Genomic DNA, 24,738 nt, shown 5'->3' on the forward strand with positions numbered 1-24,738 from the left:
GGCCGAATCTGCGCGGTTGCGCACGTGTTCAGTCCGCACGTGACGACTCCCCAAAGCAACAGCGAAGCCCAACCCACCGCAGCAGCGAATCTTCTCTGGCGCATCAGATTCTCTCCCCGTGCTGGCAGCCCAGCCTTTCCGCCGGACTCATCGACCCACACTGCCCTTTTCTTGGACGAACTGTGCGTTCCCCTCGTTCCAAAACCCCCTGATCTTTCCCCAATGGTACCCAGTATGAGGGGATACCGTCAATGCGCCGACGGTTTCAAGCCTCGCCCATTTCGCAAGAATCCATGAGATCAAACGGACACCGCGTCTCGTAAGGGCAATTCTTAGATTGCCCCTACCTCCGGATCGGAGGGGCACGCTTGTCGTGCCCGGTCATGCAAAACGGAGTATCCGACATTAAGCGACGGACCTGACAAGCAGGTCCCTCCGGGGTCCGGGCTGAAGCGTGCTTGTGCCCAGGGCGTTGTCCGGGTCCGTGCCGCTTTCCGGCGGCCGAAAAGTCGGGATGACTCAGAGCTGCCCCCGGGGCCACGCACAACGGGAAGCTAATGGATTGCCTTGGCGTCCAGCGCCCAGAACTCGCGGGGATCGTAAGAGTGGAATAGCCGCGCAACAGCCGTGGCCAGCACCGAGACGTACTCTTTACGAAAGTCCGATTCCGGCAGCTCGGAGGTGGGTATGACGCTGTTGGGAGGATAATTGATCTGGTCGAGTGTCTTCTCAAAGACCTGCTGATTGGTGGCACAATCGTGGACGGTTACGTGCAGGGTGGCCGTCCCCTGGTACACCGTCTGCCCTTTGTACAGGCTGAACGCCTCAATATCGACCCCGATCACCATATCCGCACCGACACCGCGTCCCACCTCGACATAGCTATCCCAATCGTGTTCGTCCATCCACTGCTCGACCTTCTGCGGATCGATCCATTGGGTCTTCGGCACTCGCTGCACCAGAATGGCGTGGATCCGCCGAGCCAGCGCCTTGTCCACGTGGGCATCTCGGTAACTGAGGCTGATCACAGGTCGCGCCACAATAGCCACTTTTTTGTCTTTGAGGCCTGCGAACTCGGGCTTGACATCGGATTGACCTGTGACCCAGAGCGCTGTCGCCAGGGCACTGCAACCACTGCTCGCCAGCATCACCACAAGACAAACCGTCATCCATGCGGCTTGCCGATTACCAGTCCAACCCAACCCGTTCATGGCCATCCTTTGCACAATGAGGAAAGATCCAAACCATTGCCGGCGGTTGTGAGTTGCACCCTCACCACCTTACCACAGGCGAAAGATCAGACGGACCAACCATTCCGTCACAATAACCCCCAGGAAAATGATGAGGGTCTGATTGAAAGCCGCCATGGAGAATTTCGGTCCGCCAATCCCGGTCAAGCCGGAGATCACAGCGGCCAGCCCCACGACGGCCGCCGCCATCGCCAGGATCGTGCCGCTGACACTCGCCTGGAGCGCCGCTCGCCACTGACCCCGCACCCAGTGCGACCACGCCGTGGTCATCCCGCAGGTCGGACACCGCAATCCGAACCACCGCACCATCGCGCACGGGGGCAAGCCCAGTTGCTCATGTGTTCCGAAACCGCTGGGGGAAGGCTGTAACTGCCAGGCCACACCCAAAAGTCCCAGGACCACAAGGCCGAACACCAGCCGAGCTGCTCGCGCCAGGGGGCTCAGCCGTCCGGTGCCACGGCCTCTTCGGGACTTCACCGAGGACGGATCGCGCCCGTCATCGGCTTTCAGCGACTCGGTCATGACAACTGTTGGCTGGGGCGAAGCATAACGCGAGCAGCGATTTGACACAAGGTCGCTTCCTTCAGATCTTCCTCGCGCAAACAAATCCGCCAGATTCCCTGAGCCTTGCCCGTGCTCGGGTCCACTTCCACGATAGTGCCATTGAGGCGGACATCATCCGTGGCCACGTCGAATGGCGTCGGCTCAAATGTTCGGGTGGTGTGGAGGACCCTGTCAATCCGCCGCCCGATGATACTTTCGTGAGGTCCCGTCATGCCCACATCGCACTGAAACGCCGTCCCACCGGGAAGAATCTGTTCATCGGCCGTGGGCACATGCGTGTGCGTTCCCAGCACGGCGGAGACCCGCCCGTCCAGATACCGGGCGAGCGTCTGCTTGTCACTGGTGGCCTCCGCGTGAAAATCCACCAGAATCACCTTGACCGATCGGGACAGGCGACTGAGGACCCGGTCGGCAGCCGCCAGGTAACAGTCCACCGGGCGCATGAATACCCGCCCCAGAAGACTGATGACCGCCACAGGCTCCCCGTTAACTGCCGAAAGAATAGTGTACTCCCGGCCGGGTGCTTCTGCGGGATAATTCGCAGGACGGACGATCCGGGAATCCGACCGCAGAACAGGTTCCAACTGCCGACGGGCGTAAATATGGTCCCCCATTGTGATGCAATGGGCCCCCGCTTCCACCAGTTCGTAAAAAAGCTCGGGGGTCAAGCCAGAGCCCCCGGCGGCGTTTTCGGCGTTGACGACGATGAAATCGAGCCGGAAAATCCGCAGCAGAAACGGGAGGGCACGGCATGTGATTCGCCGTCCCGGTTTCCCCACCACGTCACCGATCAGCATCAATCGCACAGAAGCGCCTTTCGTTGCAGACGATCATGAGGCTCTTGCCGTTCCTCGTTCCGTACGTCACATCGGACCCACAAATTGGCGACCTTTCGCCGGGCTGTTTTCAGCGCGCGATCTCCGTACACCGCGTCTCCCGGAGCACCGTCACTTTGATCTCACCGGGGTAATTGAGCCTTTCTTCGAAGGCCCGGGCAATGTCCCGGCAGATTTTCGCAGCGATCTCGTCCGTCGTTTCTTTTGCGTTGACCATCACGCGAAGCTCTCGCCCGGCCTGAATGGCGTAGGCCTGCTCCACGCCCGGAAAACTGCAGGCGATGCTTTCCAGCTCTTCCATGCGCTTGATGTAGCGTTCCAGCGTTTCGCGGCGGGCTCCGGGTCGGGATGCACTGCAGGCATCCGCCGCCGCCACAATGACGGTGTAAGGATTCTCCACCCGCAAGTCCTCGTGGTGTGCCGCGGCAGCATGGATGACTTCCGGCGGTTCACCGTAGCGGCGGAGCAGATCCGCGCCGATTTTGGGATGTCCGCCTTCCGCCTCATGGTCGGCGGCTTTCCCGATGTCGTGCAGCAAACCGCACCGCCGGGCCAGGGCTCCGTCGAGACCGAGTTCGTCCGCGATCATCCCGGCGAGGAAAGCAACCTCGATGGAGTGACGAAGCACATTCTGGCTGTAACTGGTGCGGAAGTGAAGTCGGCCTAACATGTACACCAGACGCTCGTGGAGCCCCCGCACATCCACTTCCTGACAGGCCGCCTGCCCCATCTGGCGAATGAACTCGTCCATCTCCTGCTGGGTTTCGGCCACAACTTCCTCAATCCGCGAGGGATGAATCCGCCCATCGGCGATCAGTTTATTGAGAGCAATCCGTGCAATTTCCCGCCGAACAGCGTCGAATGCGCTGACAATCACCACGCCGGGTGTGTCGTCGATGATGACATCCACGCCGGTGACCTTTTCGAACGTGCGGATGTTCCGGCCCTCGCGACCGATAATCCGCCCCTTCATCTCGTCGTTGGGGATATCGACCGTACTGGTCGTCGTCTCCGCTGTGTGGGCCGCCGCATAGCGCTGGATGGCCGTCAGAAGAATATCCCGGCTTTTCTGTTGACACATCTCCTGCAGCTTTTGCTCGTATTTGAGGACGAGCGAGCCGACCTCTTGCTGAAGCTGCGATTCGAGAAGTTCAAGCAGCCGCTTGGTGGCCTCTTCCCGACTCAGGCCGCTCACCTCATGGAGCACCTGCCGTTGCATATCGAGCAGTTTCTGGAGTTCCTCTTTGCGCCGGTTGACCTCCTCCAACCGCTCGCTGAGGCGGCGCTGCGTGGTCTCCACGATCTGTTCCTGACGACGGAGCTGGGCCGCCTGCTCCTCGATGGCATCTTCCCGCTTTTCCAGGGCCCTCTCCCGTTGATGGAGTTCCTCGCGGATTTTCTGAAATTCCGCCTCGCGGGCTGCCCGCTCCTGGAGATCCCGCTCCTTGAGTTCCAGCTCGGTTCGCCGCTTGAGGTCCTCCGCCTCCCGCTGGGCCTGCTCGACAATCCGTTTTGCCTCGGACTCGGCGTCTTTGCGCCGCAGGTAATCGATCAACTTGGTGACGGTGAACGTCAATCCCGCAACAAGGACGCAAACAACTGCCAGAAAGATAAGCTGATTGGGTTCGAACACGGCCAACGCCCTCACTTTCTTTCGGGGCGAGGGCCTTGATCACCTGAGATTCAGAGCAAGCTGGCGGAACCTCAATTCAGGGCAGGAACAGAGAGATTTGGGGGGATCTTCCCCCGTCCTGTTGTCGGCACCCAGCCGGCTCCATCTTTCCTGCACCGAAGGGACCACACAGAGAAAAGGCGAGAAGACGGCCCGGCCGGTCCTGCCAGAGTGCGCAAACGAGTCACCCTGCTCCCGACTGCCCCCGCAAGAGAGACAGCCCACCTGTGATTCCATTCGCGTTCGTCACCAACCACGCACGTTCGCAGTACAGCCTGTTCGGTGGCACTGGAAGCAGATTGCGCTTGGCGCCGCGAATCCGACACGGATTGTGGTTCCTTCCCGGCAAGCAACCTGCTCACTTCGCCGGGTGATACAATCCGAGTGGGGCCCGCGCCGATTTGCGCTGCCTGTGTACCAGGCCAAGCTCCCGCGCCGCCCACCTGGACTTCCCAGGCGATCCAAGCAATGACGACGACTACCAGCAGGAGAATACCGACCATAACCTGTGCGTCAAAAGGTTCCGATCGCCGTGCGACCGGAACTCCGATCAGAGGTTACTGAACTGATTCCTCCGGGAAGTTCCGGAGGTTAGCGTCTTCTCGGCCTTTGCTCACCCTCAGGAAATCGAAGGCCTTCGCATCCCGTCTAGTTATGACGATCTGCTTTTCACCAAACTCTACTGGAGCGTTTCACGGACGCCTGTTCCGGGCCGTGACCGCTCTTTTGACTCATTGTTATCATATACGAGGTTCGGTGGCCCCGCAACTCCAGTTCCAACCGAATGTGAATTTTCCGTAAACGGCCCATTGACTACGGTCGAGCTGCCAATGTCTCTGCATCCTCTAGAAAAAAAATTCCTGGAAGTTTTTTCTGCTGAACGTCGCGGAAGCTGGCCTATCGTCATCGCACTTTCCGGCGGTCCGGATAGCGTCGCCCTGTTCCATCTTGTTCGCCGAACGCACCCGACCAACGCTGGCCCCCTGGTGGTCGTTCACGTGAATCATCAGTTGCGTGATGACGAATCGGAGGAAGATGCCCGATTTTGCGCGCAACTCGCGCGACAGGCCGGCGTCGCTTTTCGCCTTTTCGTTCGCCCCGTCCGAGAAGAAAATACCCCCGGTTTGGGGATTGAAGCGGCTGCCCGCCGCCTGCGCTATCAGGCCCTCCGCGAAGCGGCAGAAGACGCCGGGGCCCGGTATGTTCTCACCGGCCACACCGCCAACGACCAGGCCGAGACGATCCTCTACCGCGTCTTTCGCGGTACCGGATTGCGGGGTCTGTGCGGGATTCCGCGGTCCCGCCCTTTCGGTCCTGGGGCCCTCTTTCGACCTCTTCTCGGAATCTTTCGCGAAGAGTTACTTCATTACCTGCACGACCACAACTGGGGCTACCGTTGCGACAGGACGAACGAATCCACTGACTTCGCCCGTAACTGCATTCGCCACGTGATCTTTCCCGAAGCCGTTCGCGGTGTCCACCCCGCTGCCGTGGAAGGCGTGCTCCGCGTGGGGCTGAACGCTCAGGACGCCTGGGCGTTTCTGGAGTGCGTCGTCAACGAGGCGATCACCGACTCGCTGGTATCACAATCCCCCACGGAAGTGGTCATCCGCCGGGACGCTGTCGCGGGCCGACATCCGTTTGTGGTGCAGCAGATGGTTCTTGAACTCTGGCGCCGGCAACAATGGCCGCTCCGCAAACTGACCCGTGCGCACCTCCTCCAACTGACGGAGTTCATGCGTGGGGCCAGCCCACCCCCTTGCCGGCATTTCCCCGGGGCAGTGGAAATCCGCTTTTCGGAAAAGCACGTTATTTTGACCCGCCCTGCCGAGCGTCAGTCGCCACCGATCCCATCCGACCCGCGCGACGATGAGGAATTTGGAGGAGCCGATCTCGGAATCGATACGTGATTGTGTGTGTTACCTTCCTTTCCGACCGCGCATCAAAATAATGATCGGTGCGTGGGCAAAAGGGCTGTGCCCGCCGTCTCTCCCACCGGGTTCGTAAAGGGGACATCTTTTACAAATTTTACGGAATACCTTTACAGAATTGCGATCCCCCGAGGTCGGCCATCGGCCGTTATAATGGCAATCACAAAGTCTTCGAGACGTGTAGTGTCCTCGCTGTCCGCGAGTGTCCAAAGGACAGCGATCCAGCTCGGGTCGGATTCTGCGTCATTCTGGCATCATTGGGAGGGTTAACACACGATGCCTATTTACGAGTACACCTGCGAGAAATGCGGCGCTCAGTTCGAACTTCTCATCCGCAACAACGAAGAGCCGCGGTGCCCCCAGTGCGGGACGACCGACGTGGCGAAGCAATTGAGTAAGCCTGCGGTCTCAATCAGTGCGGGCAGCTCATCCACCGCCGATGTTCCGCCCTGCGGTGCCCCGCCCGGCTGCTGCGGCGGAAATTGCAATCTCTTTGACCAGAATTAGTCACAACCAACCCGCTTCCACGAAATCGCTCCCGATCTCCGCCCAACGCCCGCTGTTACGGAATCGCGAAGGCGAGCGCCGTCCAGTAACCACCTTCGGCGAGCGCCGCCCTGACGCTGAGCGGGAAGGGATCGAGAATCCACGGTGCACAACTGCCCGGCCGGTAATAGCCGAGGGCATAGACGCATTCATTCGGCGGGTTCAGTCCCATCTTGTAGGGCAGTATGGGAACCGTCAGGAAGAAGTGCGCCGCTGAGGCGAAGGGCTGGACGATCGGTCCCAGGTTATGGCCATAACGTTCCACGGCCACCTGCTCAAAGTACAGGGGTTTGTGGCACAGGGCGGAGGCCGTCCAGGTGAAAACGATCGGCTTCCAGTTTCTCTCCACGAACTCACCGCCCTGGAGCGGACACTCGACGGGGAACTTCCCGGGCTGCGGGGCGATATTGTTGGTGATTTCCGTGATTTTTCGCAGCCGGTCCGGCGGTGGACACTCGTCTTTACCGACGCCCGGCACCTGCGCAAGCTGTTCCTCCATGGGACGCTGATCGATCGGCCCCTGCGGTAGGGTCTCCAAAAGCTGCCCCGGGGGAGCAGGCGGAGCAGGTGGTTGCCCCGACGGCGGCGCTGTTTCCTGAAACTTCTGGGCGGACGATCCCGCCATATGAGTCCCTTCCGGTAAAGGTGGGGGAATCAATTCGGCCGGAGTTTGCAGCGGTCGCGGTGTTGGAATCTGAGCGACCTGCCCGGCGACATTGGCTGGCGTTTTGGCCGGTTGAGAGCTTTGCCGATCACCAAACGGGTCTGCCAGCGGATCATCCACCGGTTCCGCATTCCCGAGCACCGGAACTTCCAGAACAACCGCCACAGTCCGGTCGGCCTCTGGGGCCTCATCTGCTGTGGGATTCGCGTGCCGCCCTTCCCCCGGGTCCACAGCCAAGGCCGAGACTCTCTCGGCTCCGTCGGATGTGACGCCAGAAGGCATGACTCGGTCCGGTGGAAGCCAACGCAACTCCACACCTTTCGACGCTGGTGCCGGCAAGGCACCGCGCGAGACTTCCTGCTCGCTCCGGGGAGCGCTGCTCACAGAAACCGAGCGGACGTTCCGCCATTCGCCCGAGAAACAATGAGCTGGCGCAACCGCCGCAGCGGTCAATCCTAAAAATGCAGGCACGACAAGCAAAGCACGTAACGGATGACTGGTAGTCATCGGGGGCCTCCATGCCCGGCAAACCTCAGGACTCTTCGCTCTCGTAATCCACGGAGTAATTGGGCGACTCCTGCGTGATGGTGATGTCATGAGGATGGCTTTCCCTCACCCCTGCCACCGTCACCTGGATGAAGCGGGCTTTCTCCCGCAGCTCCTCGATGTTTCGGGCCCCGCAGTACCCCATCCCGGCCTTCAGTCCTCCCACAAGCTGATAGACAAAAGGACCCAATGGCCCGCGATAGGGAACCCTTCCCTCCACCCCTTCTGGCACCAGCTTTTCCGGTTGGTGTTGTTCTCCCTGACGATAGCGCTCGCTGGAACCTTGAATCATCGCGCCGAGGGACCCCATCCCACGATACGCTTTGTACACTCGCCCGCGGTACAGGATGCGTTGCCCGGGGCTCTCGTCCAGTCCGGCCAGTAAACCACCGAGCATCACTGCATGGGCACCGGCCGCAATGGCCTTCGTTATGTCGCCCGAGTATCTAATCCCTCCGTCGGCAATGACTGGGGTATCGGTTCCTTTTGCCGCTTCCACGGCTGCCATGATCGCCGAAATCTGAGGCACCCCCACCCCCGTGACCACGCGGGTGGTGCAAATGGATCCTGGTCCGATCCCCACCTTGACGGCATCGGCGCCCGCCTCAATCAGTGCCTTCGCCCCCTCGTAAGTGGCCACGTTTCCCGCGATGATATCCACGTCGCGGTTCTTCCACTGGCGTTTCAATTCCCGCACAGTTTCGATGACGTTGGCGGAATGTCCATGCGCGCTGTCCACGCAAATGACATCCACCCCTTTTTCGATCAATTTTTCCGCCCGTTCATAATCGTGAACGCCAATCGCTGCCCCCACCCGAAGCCGTCCCAACTCGTCTTTGCAGGCGTTGGGAAACCGCCGCTGGTTATCGATATCCTTGATCGTTATAAGCCCCGTCAGTCTAAATTCTTCGTCAACCAGCAAAAGTTTCTCGACCTTTTTTTCCATGAGAATCTTCTCAGCCTCGCTGAGCGTTATAGTCCCCGTGGCCGTTACAAGGTTCTCTTTTGTCATCACTTCAGCCACAGAGACATCGAGATTCCCCAGGAAACGCAAGTCGCGTCGGGTGACGATGCCCACGAGTTTCCGATCGGGCAAAACGATGGGGATTCCCGAAACATTGAGCTGGTCCATCAGTTCCCGGGCTTGCCGGGCGGAAGCCGTCGGGGGAAGCGTGGCGGGATTATCGATGATCCCGTTGGCTGTCCGCTTGACTTTTTCAACTTCCGCCATTTGCCGGGCGATGGACATATTCTTGTGAATGACGCCCAGTCCCCCTTCCTGGGCCAGGGCGATCGCCATCGCGCTTTCCGTTACAGTGTCCATCGGCGAGCTGAGAATCGGAATTCTCAGCCGGATGCGGGGCGTCAGGCGTGTGCTCACATCGACTTCCGCAGGCACAACGTCACTGTACGCCGGCAACAACAGGACGTCGTCAAAGGTGATGGCGTGACCGATTATCTTGGGATGGTTCTGCATCGCGAGGCTCCCCGGAAAAGCACAAAAGGACATTCAGGGTGAGGAATTGTATTAGTATCCGAGATGAGCCCCGGAATGGCAAGGATGAGCCGGGCGTCGATTCAGTGTCCGGAGCCGTCTTCCGTGGTGGACCACTGGAGTCCTTGAAGTTCGGGGAGAAGGCCCGGCCTGATCCACTCGGGAGGGAGTTCAGAGACTCGTCGGGGAAGGAAATGCCATCGCAAACCGCCGGGATGTCGCAGGGTCGGCTGCAAGCCGTAGTCGATAAGTTCTACGGTCGTGCGGCGCACCAGGCGGCCTTCTCGATCCACCTCCCGCGAAGTTTGACACACGATCGCCCCCGGCACTTCGGGAGACAGCAGCGAGAGTGTCGTGACCGTTCCCCGGTCATACTGTTGCACGGTCTTCACCTGAGAAGCGCTCAGCAGTTGACGTCCCACCCGACACGGAACATCCAGCACTGTGATCTCGGTGGTCGATTGTTCGAGAACTCTCCCCGTAGCGGTATCCGTGACCGTGGCTTCCTTCTTCAGGACATACGGCGGCACAACCGTGGAGTACCAGATTTTGCTCACCGTCCGCACCGTTGAGAGGAGGTTGTTGACCTCCATAACCCGACAATCAATGGTGCGTCCCTCGATGGAGAGTGCCGCGCCTCCGAGATCTCTGATCTGCAACGTCCCACCAAGGGGCTCGCCATGAAACCCCTGACGCACGACGTGGGGTTCAGTCCGAAAACGTTTCCCCGCCATCTCCACCAGGACTTCCACCCGAATGGCCAGGGACGTGTCCGTCACTTCTTCCAGCGTGAAGCGGGTTTCCGTGACGCTCACCATCTGCCGCCCGTCCTCCATGCTCTCCGTGGTGGCGCGGAGCACCTTCCATGCCCCCACCTCGAATTTACCCCAGGGATGAATTTGCCTGGGCACATTCGGCGGAGGTGGAGCGGCCGATGGCTGCTCCGCCCCGGCCACCGCTGTCAGTCCGCACATGAGGGCCGGTACCAGCGCCAGCCACAGCCACTCGCTCCCCATCCGCAAAAAGTGTTTCACACCAAACAACGCGCGAAAATGGAGGCCGAAAGCAAAGCGGCGCAGGCCACGAACTGAAACGTCATATCGATCGGCCATCAAGGCGGGAAAATGGCAAGACATGGAAGTGGAAGGCGGGAAAAACGTTATTCAGAACAGGACAGGGCCAAGGGTACACTGGCCCACCCTTCTTCTCGTCCGTGCCGGAATTCCAAGCTGCCCCACCTGTCATTTATACGGCTTCAGAAGCCGGCGAACAAGCCCTTTGGGGGGACCGGCCTCACCACCACGTGAGATCCGGTTCACTGGGAAGGTGATGGCTCCTCCACGGTCAAAAGTTCATTTTCACGCCAGTGGGACAGAGTTTGTACGCTGCCGCTGGGCCAAAAGATCGAAATCTTTCTCACCGCCCCCAACCCGTTCAAGCCGACCGTGACAATCGGCTCCACCTGGGAGAGATAACCCCGCGTCCGAGTGACATCCCGGCGGAGGACCGCTTTCTCCGTCTCCACCTCGACCCACGCCCCGATACCCTCCCGATTGCTCTTTGTGCCAACAAGCTGAAGTCGCAAAAAACGTTTTGCAGCCAGGGAATTTTCGAAGATCCTGGCCGGACGATCAATCTGGGTGACGACCAGATCGAGATCTCCATCATTATCGAAGTCGGCATACGCCGCCCCGCGTCCTACCAGGGGTTCCAAAAATTCTTTGCCCACCTGGCTGGCCGTGACCGGAATGAACTCTTCCACCGCCTCCGGTCCCGCATTCCAGAAGAGCCGCATCGGCTGGGCGAAATGCTGGGTGCTTTGCACGCGGGCAATTTCAGGCTCGACGTGGCCATTTACCGAAAGGATGTCGAGGCGTCCATCCAGGTCATAGTCCCAGAAGAAGGTGGCGAATGTCAAGTCCGGGCGAGTCAACGGCCCGATTCCACTCGAAACCGCCTCATCGGTGAAGAGTTTGACTTGAGGATCAAGCACATAAAGGGCCGACATCTCATTGGCAAAATTGCCAATCACCACCCCGAGGCAGGGGTCATTGCGGTAAAAGGCAGCGTCAATCCCCATGGCGCCCCTGGCATGACCGTCGCTATCGAAGGCGATCCCTTTTTCCAGTCCAATCTCGGTGAACGTCCCGTCCCCTTGATTCAGAAAAAGGAGGTTTTGCACCGTATCATTAGCCACCACGAGGTCAGGATAGCCGTCCTGATTGACGTCCACCACCCGAACTCCGAGCGTCTTCGCCAGAGGAGCGCCCGTGGCGGGATTCCGGACGTGCATGCCGGCCTTCTCGGAGACGTCCTCGAACGTTCCATCTCCCCGGTTATGGTAGAGGCAGGGAAAAGTCGCGCCGAAAGAGAGAGGCGGCCCGTAAGCCCTCCCCAATCCTACCAGTTGGAATCCCTGCTGGAGATCCAGTTCCCGCGACCACTTGACGTAGTTTCCCACAAACAGGTCCAGATAACCGTCCCGATCGTAGTCGAAAAACGTGGCGGCTGTGCTCCAGGCATCCTCGGCGCCCGCCAGACCGGCTTCTTCGGTCGCGTCCACGAAGTGTCCCTGTTTGTTCCGGTAAAACCTGTTGGGCCCCACCGCGGTGATGAAGAGGTCAGGCCAACCGTCGTTGTCCACGTCACCAACCGCCACCCCCATCCCGTAAATGTGCACACCTCCCAATCCAGCTTCCTCGGTCACCTCGCGAAAACGCCAGTTCCCAAGATTCTTGTACAGCCGAAGGCTGCCGCGATAGGGCGCGGGCACCGGTTTCCAGGGCCAGGGCATCCCACTGACGAACAAAATGTCGCACAGCCCATCGTTGTCGTAATCAAAGGCTGCGCATCCGCCCCCCATCGTCTCCGGCAGGAGTTTTTCCCCGTAGGCCCCGCTGACGTGGATGTAATCCACGCCCGTCTTTTCGGTGACGTCGTGGAAGATAACGACCGGCGGCTCGCGAGGTGGCGCTGGACGAAATTGAGGGACGTTCATCAGCGGTTTCGTTTCCGGTGGTCTGCTGAAGGGATTCCAGAGCGATAGCACCACGGCCAGCACCAGGCCAGCGGCCGCGATCGCCCCGCCCACCCAGGAGAAGCCTCGCCACGGTTTTCGATTGACTTGCTCATTGACCATAAGCCGCAGACACTTCACAAACATTTAGCGAGTCAGAGGACGTTTGCACGGGCTCGCGCGGGAGTGGGATTCAACCCGGCGGCACCTGACGGTCGGGACAGTTCACGAATTGCCCCACAACAAATTGCACCCATGCCATCTCAAGGCGATCCTTGCAAAAGTCGGGGCCGGATCAGCGCGATCCTCCTCCCGCCTTCGGTCGGCCGATAAAGCTACCTTCACGGTAGATTCCCTCCCGCAACCGATTGTTTTTCGCCGGCGTGTTCCATGCGGGAAGAATCATTCCTCGCGGCTGCTACGGCGGTGCTGGTTTTTCGTTCCAGCGCTGGCTTCAGTCGATAGACCGCCACGGCCTCCGCCGCCCGATCTGCCCAGGGATACCTGGCCCGGGCGGCAGCCACCGCGTAATCGCGGGCGTTGTCGTCGGGTTTGTACCGCCGATGGGCCTCCCGATGCGCCTTCGCCAGCTCGTTCTCGCCCAACATCTGGTACAAAAGCGCGAGATTGTAATGTGCGGTGACATTCTCAGGATCCAACGTCAGGGTCCTCTCAAACACGTTGACAGCCTCCCGCAGCAACTCGTCCCTCTGCGGACGCTGCGCCGGGCTTCGATAGCGCCGCGCCAGATCGAACAGAGTTTCCCCGAACAAGTTATTCACCTCGTAATCGAAGCGAAAATCGAATCGGCGACGAACGAGTTCTCCCTGGGGTTCCTGCTGGAGGAGCTGCCGCAACGTGTCTGCCGCCTCCTTGATGTGGCCCTGCTGACGGTTGATGACCGCGCTCAACCAATTCACGGTCCACCAGGGCACTTCATCCGCAGGCCAGCGCGCCGTCCGTTGTAAAGCCGCCGTGGCCGCATCCAGTTCGCCTTCCACCTGATAGGCCCGGGCCAGGTTGATCGGCCCGTGGACCACTCCCAACTTTTCCACCTCTTCAAAGGCTTCCCTGGCCTGCCGCAATTGAGACTTGCCTTTCAACAGCAGGCCGATCCCGTAATCGTTCCATCGTTCCCAGGTCGCCACCGCCGGAGCCGGTTCCCGGGAATCCCGCCATGCGACGCTGTTTTTGGCATCTTGTGCCGCAGGGACTTGCTCCGCGACGGGCAGCGTCACCGCGTCACGGCAAATCTCTGTGATCGGCAAGGTATTGATGTACCCCTGCGGTGTCTCGCCCCGGATGGGAGGTTCATCCGGTTTTCTCTGGCTCACCACGAAATGCATCAATTCCCAGTCGAATTTTCGATAGAGGACCCTGGCCTCCAGGCGGATTTCTTTGCCCGCCCATTCACGAGGAACATCCACCAAATAGTGCACCACGGCCGCAGCGCCGGGGGGAATTTGATGGTCGTACAACGGGACGAAAATATCCTGCGGATTTCGCCGCGCGATCCGATTTCCGTTCCTGTCGAGCATGAACACATTGAGGAAATAGCTGTCCCGATCAACCTCTCCTTTGGCGTCCAGGGAACCGCTTTCCGCCACCAGCTTGCCATCCACCTCCACCCGCAGGTTGATCCAGACCTCATTGGAATCCGTTGTCCCCTGGGTGAAGGCGTGGCCGGTCTTCAGATTCCGCACGACAACCTCCAACACGTACGGTTGCCCCGGCGCAAGGACCGGCACGCGGGGTCGCAAGGGCGCCGCCAGAGGCCCGTCCACTGTGGTCCCCCAGCGCAGGCCAAACAAATCAATGCGCAGGACGTCTTTCAAGAAAGCCTGGTGTTCCGCCACCACATCGTCCCGTCCCCGCAAATAGGGAAGCGCCGTGTTGGCTGCCGGAAAGAGATGGCTTTTGACGGCCAACCCGGGTAGCCCTGCGTACGCCTTCGCTCCAAAATCCTGCGATGCCACCGGCGGCATATGACATTCCGCGCAGTTTTCCTTGGCCACCGGCGGATAGTAGAAACTCCTCAGACTGTGCCCCGAGACGCCGCTGAGCAAAAACGAGTCGTAGTGATTCTGACCCCGCAAGAATTTGTAGTCGTTCAAAGCCTCCGGAATGTGAACCTTGTGGCAGACGGAGCAGAACTCGGCTGTCCGATGGAAGGGCTTGAGGAACGTCCGCTTGTGGAACTCGGGCTTGGCCAGGATGAGCTGGTGATTGATCCAGCGAAGCACAGGATTGGTGCTGAACGCGAACGGATAATGGAGAGGCTCTTCAATCACGTAGTCCGCATTCCCCCGCACCGAGTTGATCTCCACGATGCCGTGGCAACTCGTGCAGGTCAGACCGGCCTGCCCCAGCGGATCGTGTACGTCGTCGAAATTCGGATCATCAAACGCCCCTGAGAAAAACGGAACGGGATCGTGACAACCGGCACACCACCGGGCACGCCGCACCGTTCCTTCCCGCGACAACGAAAACTGCCGAGTTTCCCGAACGGACGCCAGATAGACGGGGTTGTTGAAGGAACTGAAGCGGTGCGCACTCTCCGCCCACTGCTTGTGGACATCTGGATGACAATCCTTACAGTAGTGATCGTCCATCAGAACCCCGGCGGGGATGAACCCCCCAGATGCCGTCCGGGCTAATGACGGCTCGAAATACCGGGTCCCCTCCTGAGGACGCCTCGTCCTTAAGAAGCGGGGATCGAACCAGTGAAACCCGAAGAACATCCCCCCTATCGCGAAGGCGACAAGCCCACCGCGAAGGAGCTTCCCCCAGGAAAAATCGCCACCCGCCCATCGGTGCCCGACATAAATCCCCACAGCCAGCAGCGGTGTGACGAGATGTGCCCAGTAAAGGACACTCCGCAGGAGCGGTGCTTTCACCACAACCGGCCCTATTCGGCTGAGGAGAACGCCGGTCAAACACAGGACGGTCAGCACCCCCAGCAGCGCCAAACCCCAGAGGCCCACCTGCTTTCCACGCCACCGCCACCGGGGGACCACATGGGTGACAGCGAAGATGACAAACAGCCCGACAAATAAAAATCCGCCCAGAAGATGAAATAGGAAAGAATACTGATAAGAATAGTTTTGAAGGCTCCAGCCTGTGGCGTACTCCGTCCAGGAGATCCCCGCTAAATACAGGGCATTCCCACAGAGCAGCAGAAACAAGACCCCAAACGGGATGAAGAACCCTGCGAATCTTCGAGCTGGTCGGCCCATCGCTCATCAAAAACCGGGATGGCAAACCCCATGGCGCACTTTATGACAATTCTGTCCTCTATTATTGTCCGCACTGCCAGAAAAGAGCAACAAATTTGTCAGCCTGTTTGTTGACACAAGATGCCCCCAATAATTATGGTCTAAAGCCTCCCTGTTCCGGGGGCACAAACAGAAAAGACTCCCCCGAGCGCCGTCACCTCACCAATGCCCGCTTTTTCTCAGCATCCGTAACAAGCCCAGGTGCAATAAGCTGTAGGAGCAATTCACGAATTGCCCCTACACTTGAACGGGGATTGTTGAACTAAATAGACGGAGCCCGGCCGGTGAAAGGGACTGTCCGACATCGGAATACGGGGCTAAGAGGCAGGTTCCTCGGTGGTGAAGCTCACTGGTGCACGAGGGATTTCCGAGAATCACATCGTTTTCCCGCGACAGAAAGAAAATGGGCCAGGCAAACCGGGCCGCCGCAACAATTCTCCCGGGGTGCGATTCGTTAAACGTGGGGCAAGTCCGATGGCTGGCCCGCCGGGCTATCCCTCAGAGGACCCCTGCCTGCTGGGCGGTGGGAAAAGGATCGGAAGCCACCCGCTCCTTGAATCGAGCGTCGGTCTGCCGGGTTAAGGCCTTCCCGTCGGACGGCAGCACCGCACAACCGACGCTCCACGAACTCACCGTCAGACATCCAAGCAATATGAGGATAATTTTCCACATCGTTTTGGAAACACCATCCCTGGCCGATTCCTGGCCCCAACCGTTTGCCTCCGAACATTCCCCCTACGGCAGGACCTGTTCCTGTCCCATCCAATCGTACACCGACTCGATCTTCTTTGGCTGTTCCTTCGGTTTGAAAAGCCGATCGAAAAAGGACTTTTTCTCTTCCTGTTTCTTGACTGCCCCGGGAGGATAGAACTGGGACCGCTCAGGGGGAGACGACTTGTGCGGAACGAGGGACGCCAGGCCATCGCCGATCTTTTTCAATCCCTGGCCAATGACCGCAAATGGATTGGGCAACTTGGGGAGGCTCAGCCCAGTAGAACTCGTCGACTGGCCGGAAGGCCCCGAACTCGCTGCCCAGGTCGTCGCCGGAAGCGACACGAGACAAGCGATCAATCCAGCGATGACTGCGGCTTTCCATACATTTCGAGACATGATCACCCTCCGTTGGCGATTGCAATCCTCCCGTTTTCCCCGACAGACCCATGTCAACCTGCGCGGCGACAAGTCTTTACCAGATATCGCGATGTAAGTCCAGAGCAAATTCCCCAACTCCCCACTCACACAAGCTCTCCGGTCACACAAGGAACGTGACAACCAAGGTCCTCCGCAAGATGCTTCGAAGGGGCACGCCTGTCATGCCCGATGAATTGGAATCGGACCATCCAACGTTGACGAGTGGACCACCGCAAGGCGGACTCCAGGTGCAATTCATGCATTGCCCCGACTACCTCGTGTGCCTGTGGCGTGTCGTTGTTTCTTGCAAAAGTGGGGATGGATCGGCCCAGTCGCGGGTCGAGATGGGCAGCGGCAGTTCTCCCGGGATCCCAGCCATCTCACTTGACCGAAGGGGCCGCCGCGCGTGTCGTCCTCTTGAAAGACGCAGGCTACAGAGTGAGGACAAGCTCCATGAGCCACCGATTCACATCCGCCAGAACAAGTGGACTCAGTTCGTTGGCGCCCGGATACTGGCGGAGCACGGCATTCATTCCCGCCATATGGAGCCGCTTCAGATCACACGCCGCGGCCGCCGGCGAATAGGTCGGACTTTCTCCCGCCACAACCAGGAGGATCGGAACACGACGGGCTTCGCGATACCGCACCAGGGGCCTTTCCCCACAGGGTACAGATCCGCCCAGGGAAACCACGCCTGCAAAAATCTCCGGCCAGCGCCATGCGAGCCTCAGCGCCATCGTCCCGCCGGTGCTGTGTCCCACCAGAAAAATCTTGCGGCGGGCAATGCAAAAACGTTTGGTCGCCAGCTCGATAAGCTCAAAGACCCGTGACTCCGCCTCGCTGATGCCCTCAGGCGTTTGTGGCCAACCCCACGTCTCCTCGTCCGCTCCCATCGCAACGCCCCGCGGCGCAATAGCCACGTAATTACGCAAATCAATCTGGGGCATCACCTGGAGGAGCTCGTTCTCTCGATCTCCCGCCGTTCCATGAAGCCACACGAGAAGAGGATATTCATAGTTAGGCTCGTAATGAAGAGGCGCAACAATCGCACGGGGTGAACTGTGACGTCGACATGTGATCTCTTTGCGTTCACTGCCTGCCAGGGTTGATCCTTCGGCAAACATTCCCTCCGCGAAAGAGTTGCGATCTTCCATCACGAGACTCCCGGTGACTGAACAAGTCGCTGCTTCGCATTCAAAAAGAGTCTCTGTCAGCCGTTACCCCGTAAGGTCTCCTTACAGGAGAGATTCTCCATCGGTTTCCCCGGCCGACAGCGCTCCCGCGATGGCGAACCCACCGAGTCTGGCGAAAAACAACAATTCCCCCAACGTCACTCGCACCGAAAGGTTTTTCGCTCGACCCTGCATCCCCAAACGCGGTCAGTAAACAAGGGTTTTACCGCAGCGATGCGTCCCTGTCAACGCGTCTTTCCCATCACATCGACATGCGAGACGACAATGTAGCGCTATCGACAACATCAACACGGCATCGGTCAGCAACGAGCGGACAAAACTCGAGCGCCACGGGCATTGCCGTTCCCTTGTGATCCGGCATCAACCAGGCAATGCCGCAGGCGGGCATCCCAACTGCTTGCGATCAACCCCGCAGGAGCTTGTTCATCGTTTCCACCAGATTCTTGACCGCCTGGACACTTTTTTCAAAGGCCGCCTTTTCTTCCGGTGTGAGCTGCAGTTCGATGATTTTCTCCACCCCATCTTTCCCGAGAATCACCGGCACCCCAATGTAGTAGCCCCCGACACCGTATTCCTGATCACAGTACGCCGCACAGGGCAGAAGCCGCTTCTTATCCTTGATGATCGCCTCGATCATCTGTGCGGTGGCCGCCGCCGGGGCATAGTACGCACTCCCTTTCTGAAGAAGCTGCACGATTTCCGCCCCGCCGTCCCGCGTCCGCTGCACAATGGCATCGATCTTTTCCTTGGGAAGAAGCTGGGTCAACGGGATGCCACTGACCGAGCTGCAACTGGCAAGCGGGACCATCGTGTCCCCGTGCCCGCCGAGGAGCATTGCGGACACGTCCTCCACACTCACCCCCAATTCCATGGCCACAAAAGTGCGAAAACGCGCCGTGTCCAGCACGCCCGCCTGACCCATCACGCGATACGGCGGAAACCCGGTCACCTGCCACGTTCTTTGAACCATCGCGTCGAGTGGATTACTGACCACAATCACGATGGCGTTTGGGCTTGTTTTTTTCACCTGCTCCGCCACGCTCCCCACAATTTTGGCATTGGTGGCGAGCAAATCATCCCGGCTCATCCCTGGCTTCCGCGGAATCCCGGCTGTTATCACCACCACGTCACTATCCGCCGTGTCCCAATAGTTGCTCGTGCCCGTGATCTTCGCATCGAACCCCATAATCGGACCGGCCTGCATCAGGTCCAGGGCCTTGCCCTTGGGCATATCCCCCACCTCGGGAATATCCAGCAAAACGATGTCCCCCAGCTCAGCCGCCGCGCACCAATGAGCCGTTGTGGCTCCCACATTGCCGGCGCCAATGATGCTGATCTTCGCGCGTCGCATTGTGTTGACTCCTCACTTACTCGTGCCGATCAGGCCAGATCGTGAACAAACACTCCATACCCTCTCTGCGTCACGACTCTGCACGCAGGAATTCACAATTGTTCGCAAGCCGTCAAGAGCTCGCAACATGCGAGGGCGTGCCATTTTTCCAGCTTTCGCCCGCAGTCCGTTCAGTACCTTTGGAAAGTTGCCCCATGATTGTAACCCCCCGCCGCAAAACGCCAAGCCTCACACAGCCCCAGTTTTCCTCTGCCAATTGGAACGTGAACCTCCCCACGGGCTTGTGGGAGAGCGGAATGCGGTTCAAAAGGACCTCCTTGCCAGGTCCTCATCCCAGGGTTTGGATGATCCATTTCATCGGCCGCGCCCCAACTGCCGGGTCCAGTTGCCGGTTAAACAGTAGGGGCCATTCATGAATGGCCCCGGCCACACCGTGTGTCCGCGCGATCTTATGGTTTTTACAATAGTTGAGCTGCCCCAGACGCCAAGCCCCTTGCGGACGGCGTTTAAACGTGGTAGTTAAGACAGTTTGTGGACGTTTCATCGCAGGAGCGACAAAGTGCTGTGCGCTGTCGCCCGTTCGGTGGTCAGACCCGAATACATGAGGTAGCTGACATGGACTTCCAAAAAGTCATCGCGGAGCTTAAAGAGGACAAAGGTGGTCGGATCATTCTCATGGTGGCGGATGGGTTGGGAGGCCTTCCCCTCGAACCTGGCGGTCCCACCGAGCTGGAAGCCGCCAAAACCCCCAACCTCGACCGCCTGGCGAGCCGAGGCGTCTGCGGACTCATGACGCCCATCAAGCCGGGAATCACGCCCGGAAGCGGCCCGGGACATCTGGGAATTTTCGGGTACGATCCCCTCAAGTACGTGATCGGCCGGGGCGTCCTGGAGGCAACGGGGATCGGTTTCGCCGTCGGCCCGGATGATGTGGCAATCCGTTGCAATTTCTGCACCCTGGATAGCGAAGGCCGAATCACCGATCGACGCGCAGGCCGTATCCCCACGGAAGAGAGCGCCGCCCTCGTCCAAAAGCTCAAGGCCATCCGTATTCCGGGCGTGGAAGTGTTCGTGGAACCGGTGAAAGAACACCGTTTTGTCGTTGTATTCCGGGCACCTGGTCTCGGCGCCAACGTGGCAGACACCGATCCCCAACAGGTCGGTGTGCCTCCACTCGATCCGCAGGCCCACGATGAACCCAGCCAGAAAACGGCCGAAATCGCACGCCAGTTCATCGCCGAGGCGCGAAAAATCATCGGTCAGCACCCCAAAGCCAATGGGCTGACCATGCGCGGATTCTCGAAACGGCCGGACCTTCCTTCCTATCGGGAAGCCTACGGACTGAAAGCCGCCGCCATCGCCGTCTATCCGATGTACAAGGGGCTGGCAAGTTTGGTCGGAATGGATCTGCTGGGGCAGCCTTCCACTCTTGATGAAGAAATCGACGTGCTGGAAAAAGCCTGGAAAGAATCCGACTATGACTTCTTCTTTGTTCACTTCAAATACACGGATTCTCGTGGCGAGGACGGTAATTTCGACGCCAAAGTCAAGATGATCGAGCAGTTCGACTCCGTCATCCCCCGAGTCGAGGCCCTCCGCCCCGACGTCCTCATCGTTACCGGCGATCACAGCACTCCGGCCAAGCTGAAGAGCCATAGCTGGCATCCCGTGCCCACGCTGCTGGTGGCGGATACCTGCCGCCCGGATGGCGCTACGGAATTCAGCGAACGAGCGTGTCTCCACGGCGGCCTGGGCCACTTCGAGGCCATGTACCTCATGCCCCTCGCCCTCGCTCATGCAGGCCGACTCGCCAAGTTCGGCGCCTGAGATCCCCGCACAGGCAGCCACTTCCCACAAGAATACACACGCAAAAATCACGGCTGGCTGGATGCCGACCGAATGAGTCGCGCATTCAGCCAGTCCGCATAATCCAGTTCGTCGGCCCGCTCACCGAATTCAACAACAAGATCGATTCGTTCCGCTCCACACACATCCACGCGGACGGGCTGGGGGGAATCAGTGCCGCGAACCGGCCCCACAACGCTCCGCGACTGCCCATCGACAAGAACCCGAAAGACAACACTTCCCGCCCCCTGTGACAGGTCATCGATCGCGACCTCAGCTTCAAACCTGTCAAACTGCCCTTTCAGACTATAAGTAAGCCGACTGGCGCTATAGACACCCAGCCCCTTGATATACACCCGCCGATCTGCCCGCAACAGTCCCCCTCGATTGTTTCGATCCCGATAATACGGCCTTACATATTCAAGAAACGGAACGAATAGATAGCGATCCGGTTCTAAATCTGACAGATAGACAACGTTCTTGTTAATCACCTGCAGAAAGCACACGGTGTTTAACGGAATAGTCACGATTTTTCCCGCAAAGCCAGCTCTCAACACCTGGTTCCCGGACGGCGAAGGTTGCGTTTTCCCTGCTTCCGCACCCTGCGGCTTTTTCTCCAGGTTCGTGTCAACGCGCATCAAAATTCGACTGCCATCTTGCAGGCCGACCCAAACCCGTGTTCCGACCTCAGCCGCTTCCGTCACGCCCGGCTCCGGTGGTTTTTGAAATCGCAGTGCCCTCAGGTTGGCAAGCGGAAAGGCCTGTTCGCCCAGAACACTGCTGATGGGCAGAGTTTCTCCGCCCGTCCAGTTCTTCAGCTCCCCGGCCAGTTGATCACCATTTAAAAAGAGCACCCCCTCACCGCCTTTCAGCAAAACTCCCATCAATCGGTCCCTCAGGACCAGGTCCCGCGGATTCTTCAGCACCACCCCGGCGCATTGAGCACGGGGCAACCGTAGCTCTCCGAGCTCGGGATGAGCCCAGCGGACCTCCTCTGTCGTGAGGCCAGTCAACCGACCAGCCAGCGCTGATCCATCCCGCAACAAAAGGCAGCTCGCATCCTGGATATCAAAGAGCTCTCCCCAGTAAACGAGGTCTTCCATCGGACAACTCCACCCGCCCTCCCCTCCACGAAACACAAACTGCCCCTGCTCCCAGCCCACCAGCACACCTTCCCTGGTCTGACCACTGACCAGCCGCGCCACCGGATAGCTTTTTCCCTCTTCACACAGTCCTGTCGCCAGGAGCGCATACAGCCACAGAGCCCACCACAAGACCGGGCCAAGCAGCCGAGGCCACCTTCTTTGAGGCCGACAACTTCTATCACGCATCAATACGTTTTTAAAATGGGCACAAATAATCATCACCATGACGACATCACAGGCACCGGAAAACCTTTATTTCCATCTCCCACAAGCTCTTGATCGAGTGCGCAGTTGCGTATTCACACCTCCCGCGCACCGTAGCCCTGCCACCTGTCAGCGCTCAAAAATGGGCAAATACTGATAGGGAAGTTGCAGCACGAGAAGGGCCATCGCCGTTCCCAGTTCGGGCGAAATCGGATCACTCCACGAGCCGTCAGGCTGCTGCCGCGCGATGAGGTCATCCCGTATCGCGGGGAAGTATCGGTGCCAGGCCGCTCCTCCTTTCTGCCACATAGCCTGAACACAATAATAGTGTCCATAATAGTAATATGGTTCCTGCCTGATCACGCCAGGTTCAGGTACAAAGCGCAACAGATAGTTAATTCCCCGGTCTATTTCCTCCCCCTCGTAAATTCCGGCACTGAATAACGCGACCATCGCTGCGGCAGATCGGGCAAAAGCACTTTCCCCCGGCACGGTCATGTAGCGAAAACCGCCGTCCGGATTCTGGCACCGGCGAACATACGCCACGCAGCGATCCACGGTGGTCTTGGGAACATAGATCCCTGCGTTTCTGGCCGCCCGCAGAGCCATGATCTGACAGACGGTCACGGAAATATCCGCGTCCAGTTTTTGCGGCTGATAGCGCCATCCGCCTTCGTCGTTTTGCGTGTTCACAATGAGTCGAACGGCACGTGTCAGTTTATCCTTGAGATCCGGTCGCGAGTCTGATCCCCAGCATTCCGCCAGAAACAGCGTGCCGAAGCCGTGCTCATACATCGGCCCGCGACTGGCGGCCCCCACATTGAGGATCAGCCCATTTTCCCGACACTGCCCCAGCACATAATCGAGTGCCCGGCTGAGCTCCTTGCCGAACCTCCCCCGGCCAGGCAAACTGCCTTCTGCCAGAAAGGCCATTCCCGCCAGAGAGGTCACCGCCACATTGCCCCGATAGGCCCCAGACCCGAACGAACCATCCGAATGTTGATGGCCGGCCAGGTACACGAGGCCTCTTTCAATACTTTTCTCGGCATCCGGCGTCAGCCAGTCGACGCGCCCCACATTCTCCGCCAGGGCCACGCCCGACGAACATGGCAGACCACTTCCCGCAAACACCCCCAATAGCGCCAGCGCAATGTGCCACTTCAAACAGCGCATGGCCACGTCCGAATGCCATTTGACACCGCCGGCGGCACTGATATTCGACATCATATTCGTGATGCAAACGCGCATAGTCGATCAGCCTGCGCACGGTTCTTTTTTATCCTGGCGACTATCTTCCACAAGCCCCGCCCATACCTTGCGAAACGGCCCCACCAGGCCAGATGTTGTACGATGTGATATCCACTTACTCGCCTCGATCACCCGCCGCCGGGCTTTGACCTGGAATGAGTGGCGGTCTCTGGGCCCGAGATAGTTCCCTGTAATACGATTCTATGAGAGTGCGATACTTGGGAATAAATCTTTCGAATGTTTGTTGCGTCAGTGGCGGTCGCTCTCGCGGTGGAAGTCGTCCCCAAATGGCTTCCAGATTGGATCGCCAATCATCGGTCGCCCCTTCCCCCACGGAATGATCTCGTCGCTGCGTGCCGGCTTGCGCCGTTCCAGGCTTCTGCGTGGTGGCCTCCTGACTTTCCGCTGCCTGCTGCGACGGCGACGCCGGGGCCGGTGTGGGCTGCGCATTCGGCTGTGCCGAAGCGGCCCCGGCAGAAGCCAGCAATTTGTCCAGCTCTGCCACAACCTGCCGTTGCAGTTCGCGCGTCGGGGGGCTGACATCCCCCTTCTGCAACCGTTGCGCCGCTTCGCTCGCCAGAGCCAAAATGTGCGACATCACATCCGCCTCGTTCATCCACTGCGCACCCAAACCACGGCGGTTCTCCTCCTGAATTTGCGGTGGCTGCGCTTGATCCCGCGAGGCGTTTCGGTTCACAACACCCTGAGTGTACGCCGTCGGATGAAGCGCGACGCCAAATACCACCCCTAGAACACAGCAAACGTGGGTAACAATATTTGTTTGGGTAGAATTATGTGTGTTATATTTTCTAAACATAGTCCAGGT

General features: G+C 59.1%; 19 protein-coding genes. 3 read left to right on the forward strand and 16 right to left on the reverse strand.

The window, feature by feature from the left end; genetic code table 11:
• Positions 1 to 554: 554 nt before the first annotated feature.
• From H5U08_RS00005 to rny, 4 genes are all read right to left on the reverse strand, one after another.
• Positions 555 to 1,211 carry a hypothetical protein gene (locus H5U08_RS00005; RefSeq protein ID WP_297028888.1) on the reverse strand — a complete coding sequence of 219 codons (657 nt, stop codon included), beginning with the start codon at positions 1,209 to 1,211 and terminating at the stop codon, positions 555 to 557.
• Between the two features lie 69 nt (positions 1,212 to 1,280).
• Complete coding sequence (locus H5U08_RS00010; RefSeq protein ID WP_297028890.1) at positions 1,281 to 1,772, reverse strand: DUF2752 domain-containing protein; 492 nt, start codon at positions 1,770 to 1,772, stop codon at positions 1,281 to 1,283.
• Positions 1,769 to 2,611 carry a TIGR00282 family metallophosphoesterase gene (locus H5U08_RS00015; protein ID WP_366493758.1) on the reverse strand — a complete coding sequence of 281 codons (843 nt, stop codon included), beginning with the start codon at positions 2,609 to 2,611 and terminating at the stop codon, positions 1,769 to 1,771. Before H5U08_RS00015 ends, H5U08_RS00010 begins: the two co-directional genes overlap by 4 nt.
• 109 nt (positions 2,612 to 2,720) lie before the next feature.
• On the reverse strand, positions 2,721 to 4,283 hold the full coding sequence (gene rny / locus H5U08_RS00020; protein ID WP_297028894.1) for a ribonuclease Y: 1,563 nt from the start codon (positions 4,281 to 4,283) through the stop codon (positions 2,721 to 2,723).
• Between the two features lie 869 nt (positions 4,284 to 5,152).
• Between rny and tilS the strand changes: the two genes are divergently transcribed.
• The gene (gene tilS / locus H5U08_RS00025) at positions 5,153 to 6,232 is read left to right on the forward strand and encodes a tRNA lysidine(34) synthetase TilS (RefSeq protein WP_297028895.1); all 1,080 of its coding nucleotides are present in this window, start codon (positions 5,153 to 5,155) and stop codon (positions 6,230 to 6,232) included.
• Between the two features lie 297 nt (positions 6,233 to 6,529).
• Positions 6,530 to 6,760, forward strand: a complete 231-nt coding sequence (locus tag H5U08_RS00030; RefSeq protein ID WP_297028896.1) for a zinc ribbon domain-containing protein — start codon at positions 6,530 to 6,532, stop codon at positions 6,758 to 6,760.
• Positions 6,761 to 6,815: 55 nt separating this feature from the next.
• On the opposite strand, the gene H5U08_RS00035 is transcribed toward H5U08_RS00030, so the two are convergent.
• The 9 genes from H5U08_RS00035 to mdh form a co-directional block, all read right to left on the reverse strand.
• The gene (locus H5U08_RS00035; protein ID WP_297028898.1) at positions 6,816 to 7,970 is read right to left on the reverse strand and encodes a hypothetical protein; all 1,155 of its coding nucleotides are present in this window, start codon (positions 7,968 to 7,970) and stop codon (positions 6,816 to 6,818) included.
• A 25-nt stretch (positions 7,971 to 7,995) separates the two neighbouring features.
• Positions 7,996 to 9,486, reverse strand: a complete 1,491-nt coding sequence (guaB, locus tag H5U08_RS00040; protein ID WP_297028901.1) for an IMP dehydrogenase — start codon at positions 9,484 to 9,486, stop codon at positions 7,996 to 7,998.
• Between the two features lie 101 nt (positions 9,487 to 9,587).
• Positions 9,588 to 10,538 carry a hypothetical protein gene (locus H5U08_RS00045; protein ID WP_297028903.1) on the reverse strand — a complete coding sequence of 317 codons (951 nt, stop codon included), beginning with the start codon at positions 10,536 to 10,538 and terminating at the stop codon, positions 9,588 to 9,590.
• Positions 10,539 to 10,819: 281 nt separating this feature from the next.
• A complete protein-coding gene (locus H5U08_RS00050; RefSeq protein WP_297028905.1) occupies positions 10,820 to 12,643 on the reverse strand; it encodes a CRTAC1 family protein in 1,824 nt (607 codons plus the stop codon).
• Between the two features lie 218 nt (positions 12,644 to 12,861).
• On the reverse strand, positions 12,862 to 15,756 hold the full coding sequence (locus H5U08_RS00055) for a tetratricopeptide repeat protein (RefSeq protein ID WP_297028907.1): 2,895 nt from the start codon (positions 15,754 to 15,756) through the stop codon (positions 12,862 to 12,864).
• 537 nt (positions 15,757 to 16,293) lie between these two features.
• Positions 16,294 to 16,428, reverse strand: a complete 135-nt coding sequence (locus H5U08_RS00060; RefSeq protein WP_297028909.1) for a hypothetical protein — start codon at positions 16,426 to 16,428, stop codon at positions 16,294 to 16,296.
• Positions 16,429 to 16,530: 102 nt separating this feature from the next.
• Positions 16,531 to 16,905: a hypothetical protein gene (locus tag H5U08_RS00065; RefSeq protein WP_297028910.1), complete on the reverse strand. Its 375-nt coding sequence runs from the start codon at positions 16,903 to 16,905 to the stop codon at positions 16,531 to 16,533.
• A gap of 452 nt (positions 16,906 to 17,357) precedes the next feature.
• Positions 17,358 to 18,080, reverse strand: a complete 723-nt coding sequence (locus H5U08_RS00070) for an alpha/beta hydrolase-fold protein (protein ID WP_297028911.1) — start codon at positions 18,078 to 18,080, stop codon at positions 17,358 to 17,360.
• A 442-nt stretch (positions 18,081 to 18,522) separates the two neighbouring features.
• Complete coding sequence (gene mdh / locus H5U08_RS00075) at positions 18,523 to 19,470, reverse strand: malate dehydrogenase (protein ID WP_297028913.1); 948 nt, start codon at positions 19,468 to 19,470, stop codon at positions 18,523 to 18,525.
• Positions 19,471 to 20,085: 615 nt separating this feature from the next.
• On the opposite strand from mdh, the gene H5U08_RS00080 reads away from it, so the two are divergent.
• Entirely contained in the window at positions 20,086 to 21,297 is a 1,212-nt protein-coding gene (locus tag H5U08_RS00080) for a 2,3-bisphosphoglycerate-independent phosphoglycerate mutase (protein ID WP_297028915.1), read from the forward strand.
• Between the two features lie 47 nt (positions 21,298 to 21,344).
• Here H5U08_RS00080 and H5U08_RS00085 read toward each other — a convergent pair whose 3' ends face one another.
• From H5U08_RS00085 to H5U08_RS00095, 3 genes are all read right to left on the reverse strand, one after another.
• A complete protein-coding gene (locus H5U08_RS00085; protein WP_297028917.1) occupies positions 21,345 to 22,589 on the reverse strand; it encodes an NPCBM/NEW2 domain-containing protein in 1,245 nt (414 codons plus the stop codon).
• A 204-nt stretch (positions 22,590 to 22,793) separates the two neighbouring features.
• Entirely contained in the window at positions 22,794 to 23,912 is a 1,119-nt protein-coding gene (locus tag H5U08_RS00090; RefSeq protein WP_297028919.1) for a prenyltransferase/squalene oxidase repeat-containing protein, read from the reverse strand.
• A 115-nt stretch (positions 23,913 to 24,027) separates the two neighbouring features.
• Positions 24,028 to 24,543: a hypothetical protein gene (locus H5U08_RS00095; RefSeq protein WP_297028920.1), complete on the reverse strand. Its 516-nt coding sequence runs from the start codon at positions 24,541 to 24,543 to the stop codon at positions 24,028 to 24,030.
• Between the last annotated feature and the right edge of the window lie 195 nt (positions 24,544 to 24,738).

Source organism: Thermogutta sp. (genome assembly GCF_014359955.1).
In the GTDB taxonomy this organism is placed as follows: Bacteria; Planctomycetota; Planctomycetia; order Pirellulales; family Thermoguttaceae; genus Thermogutta.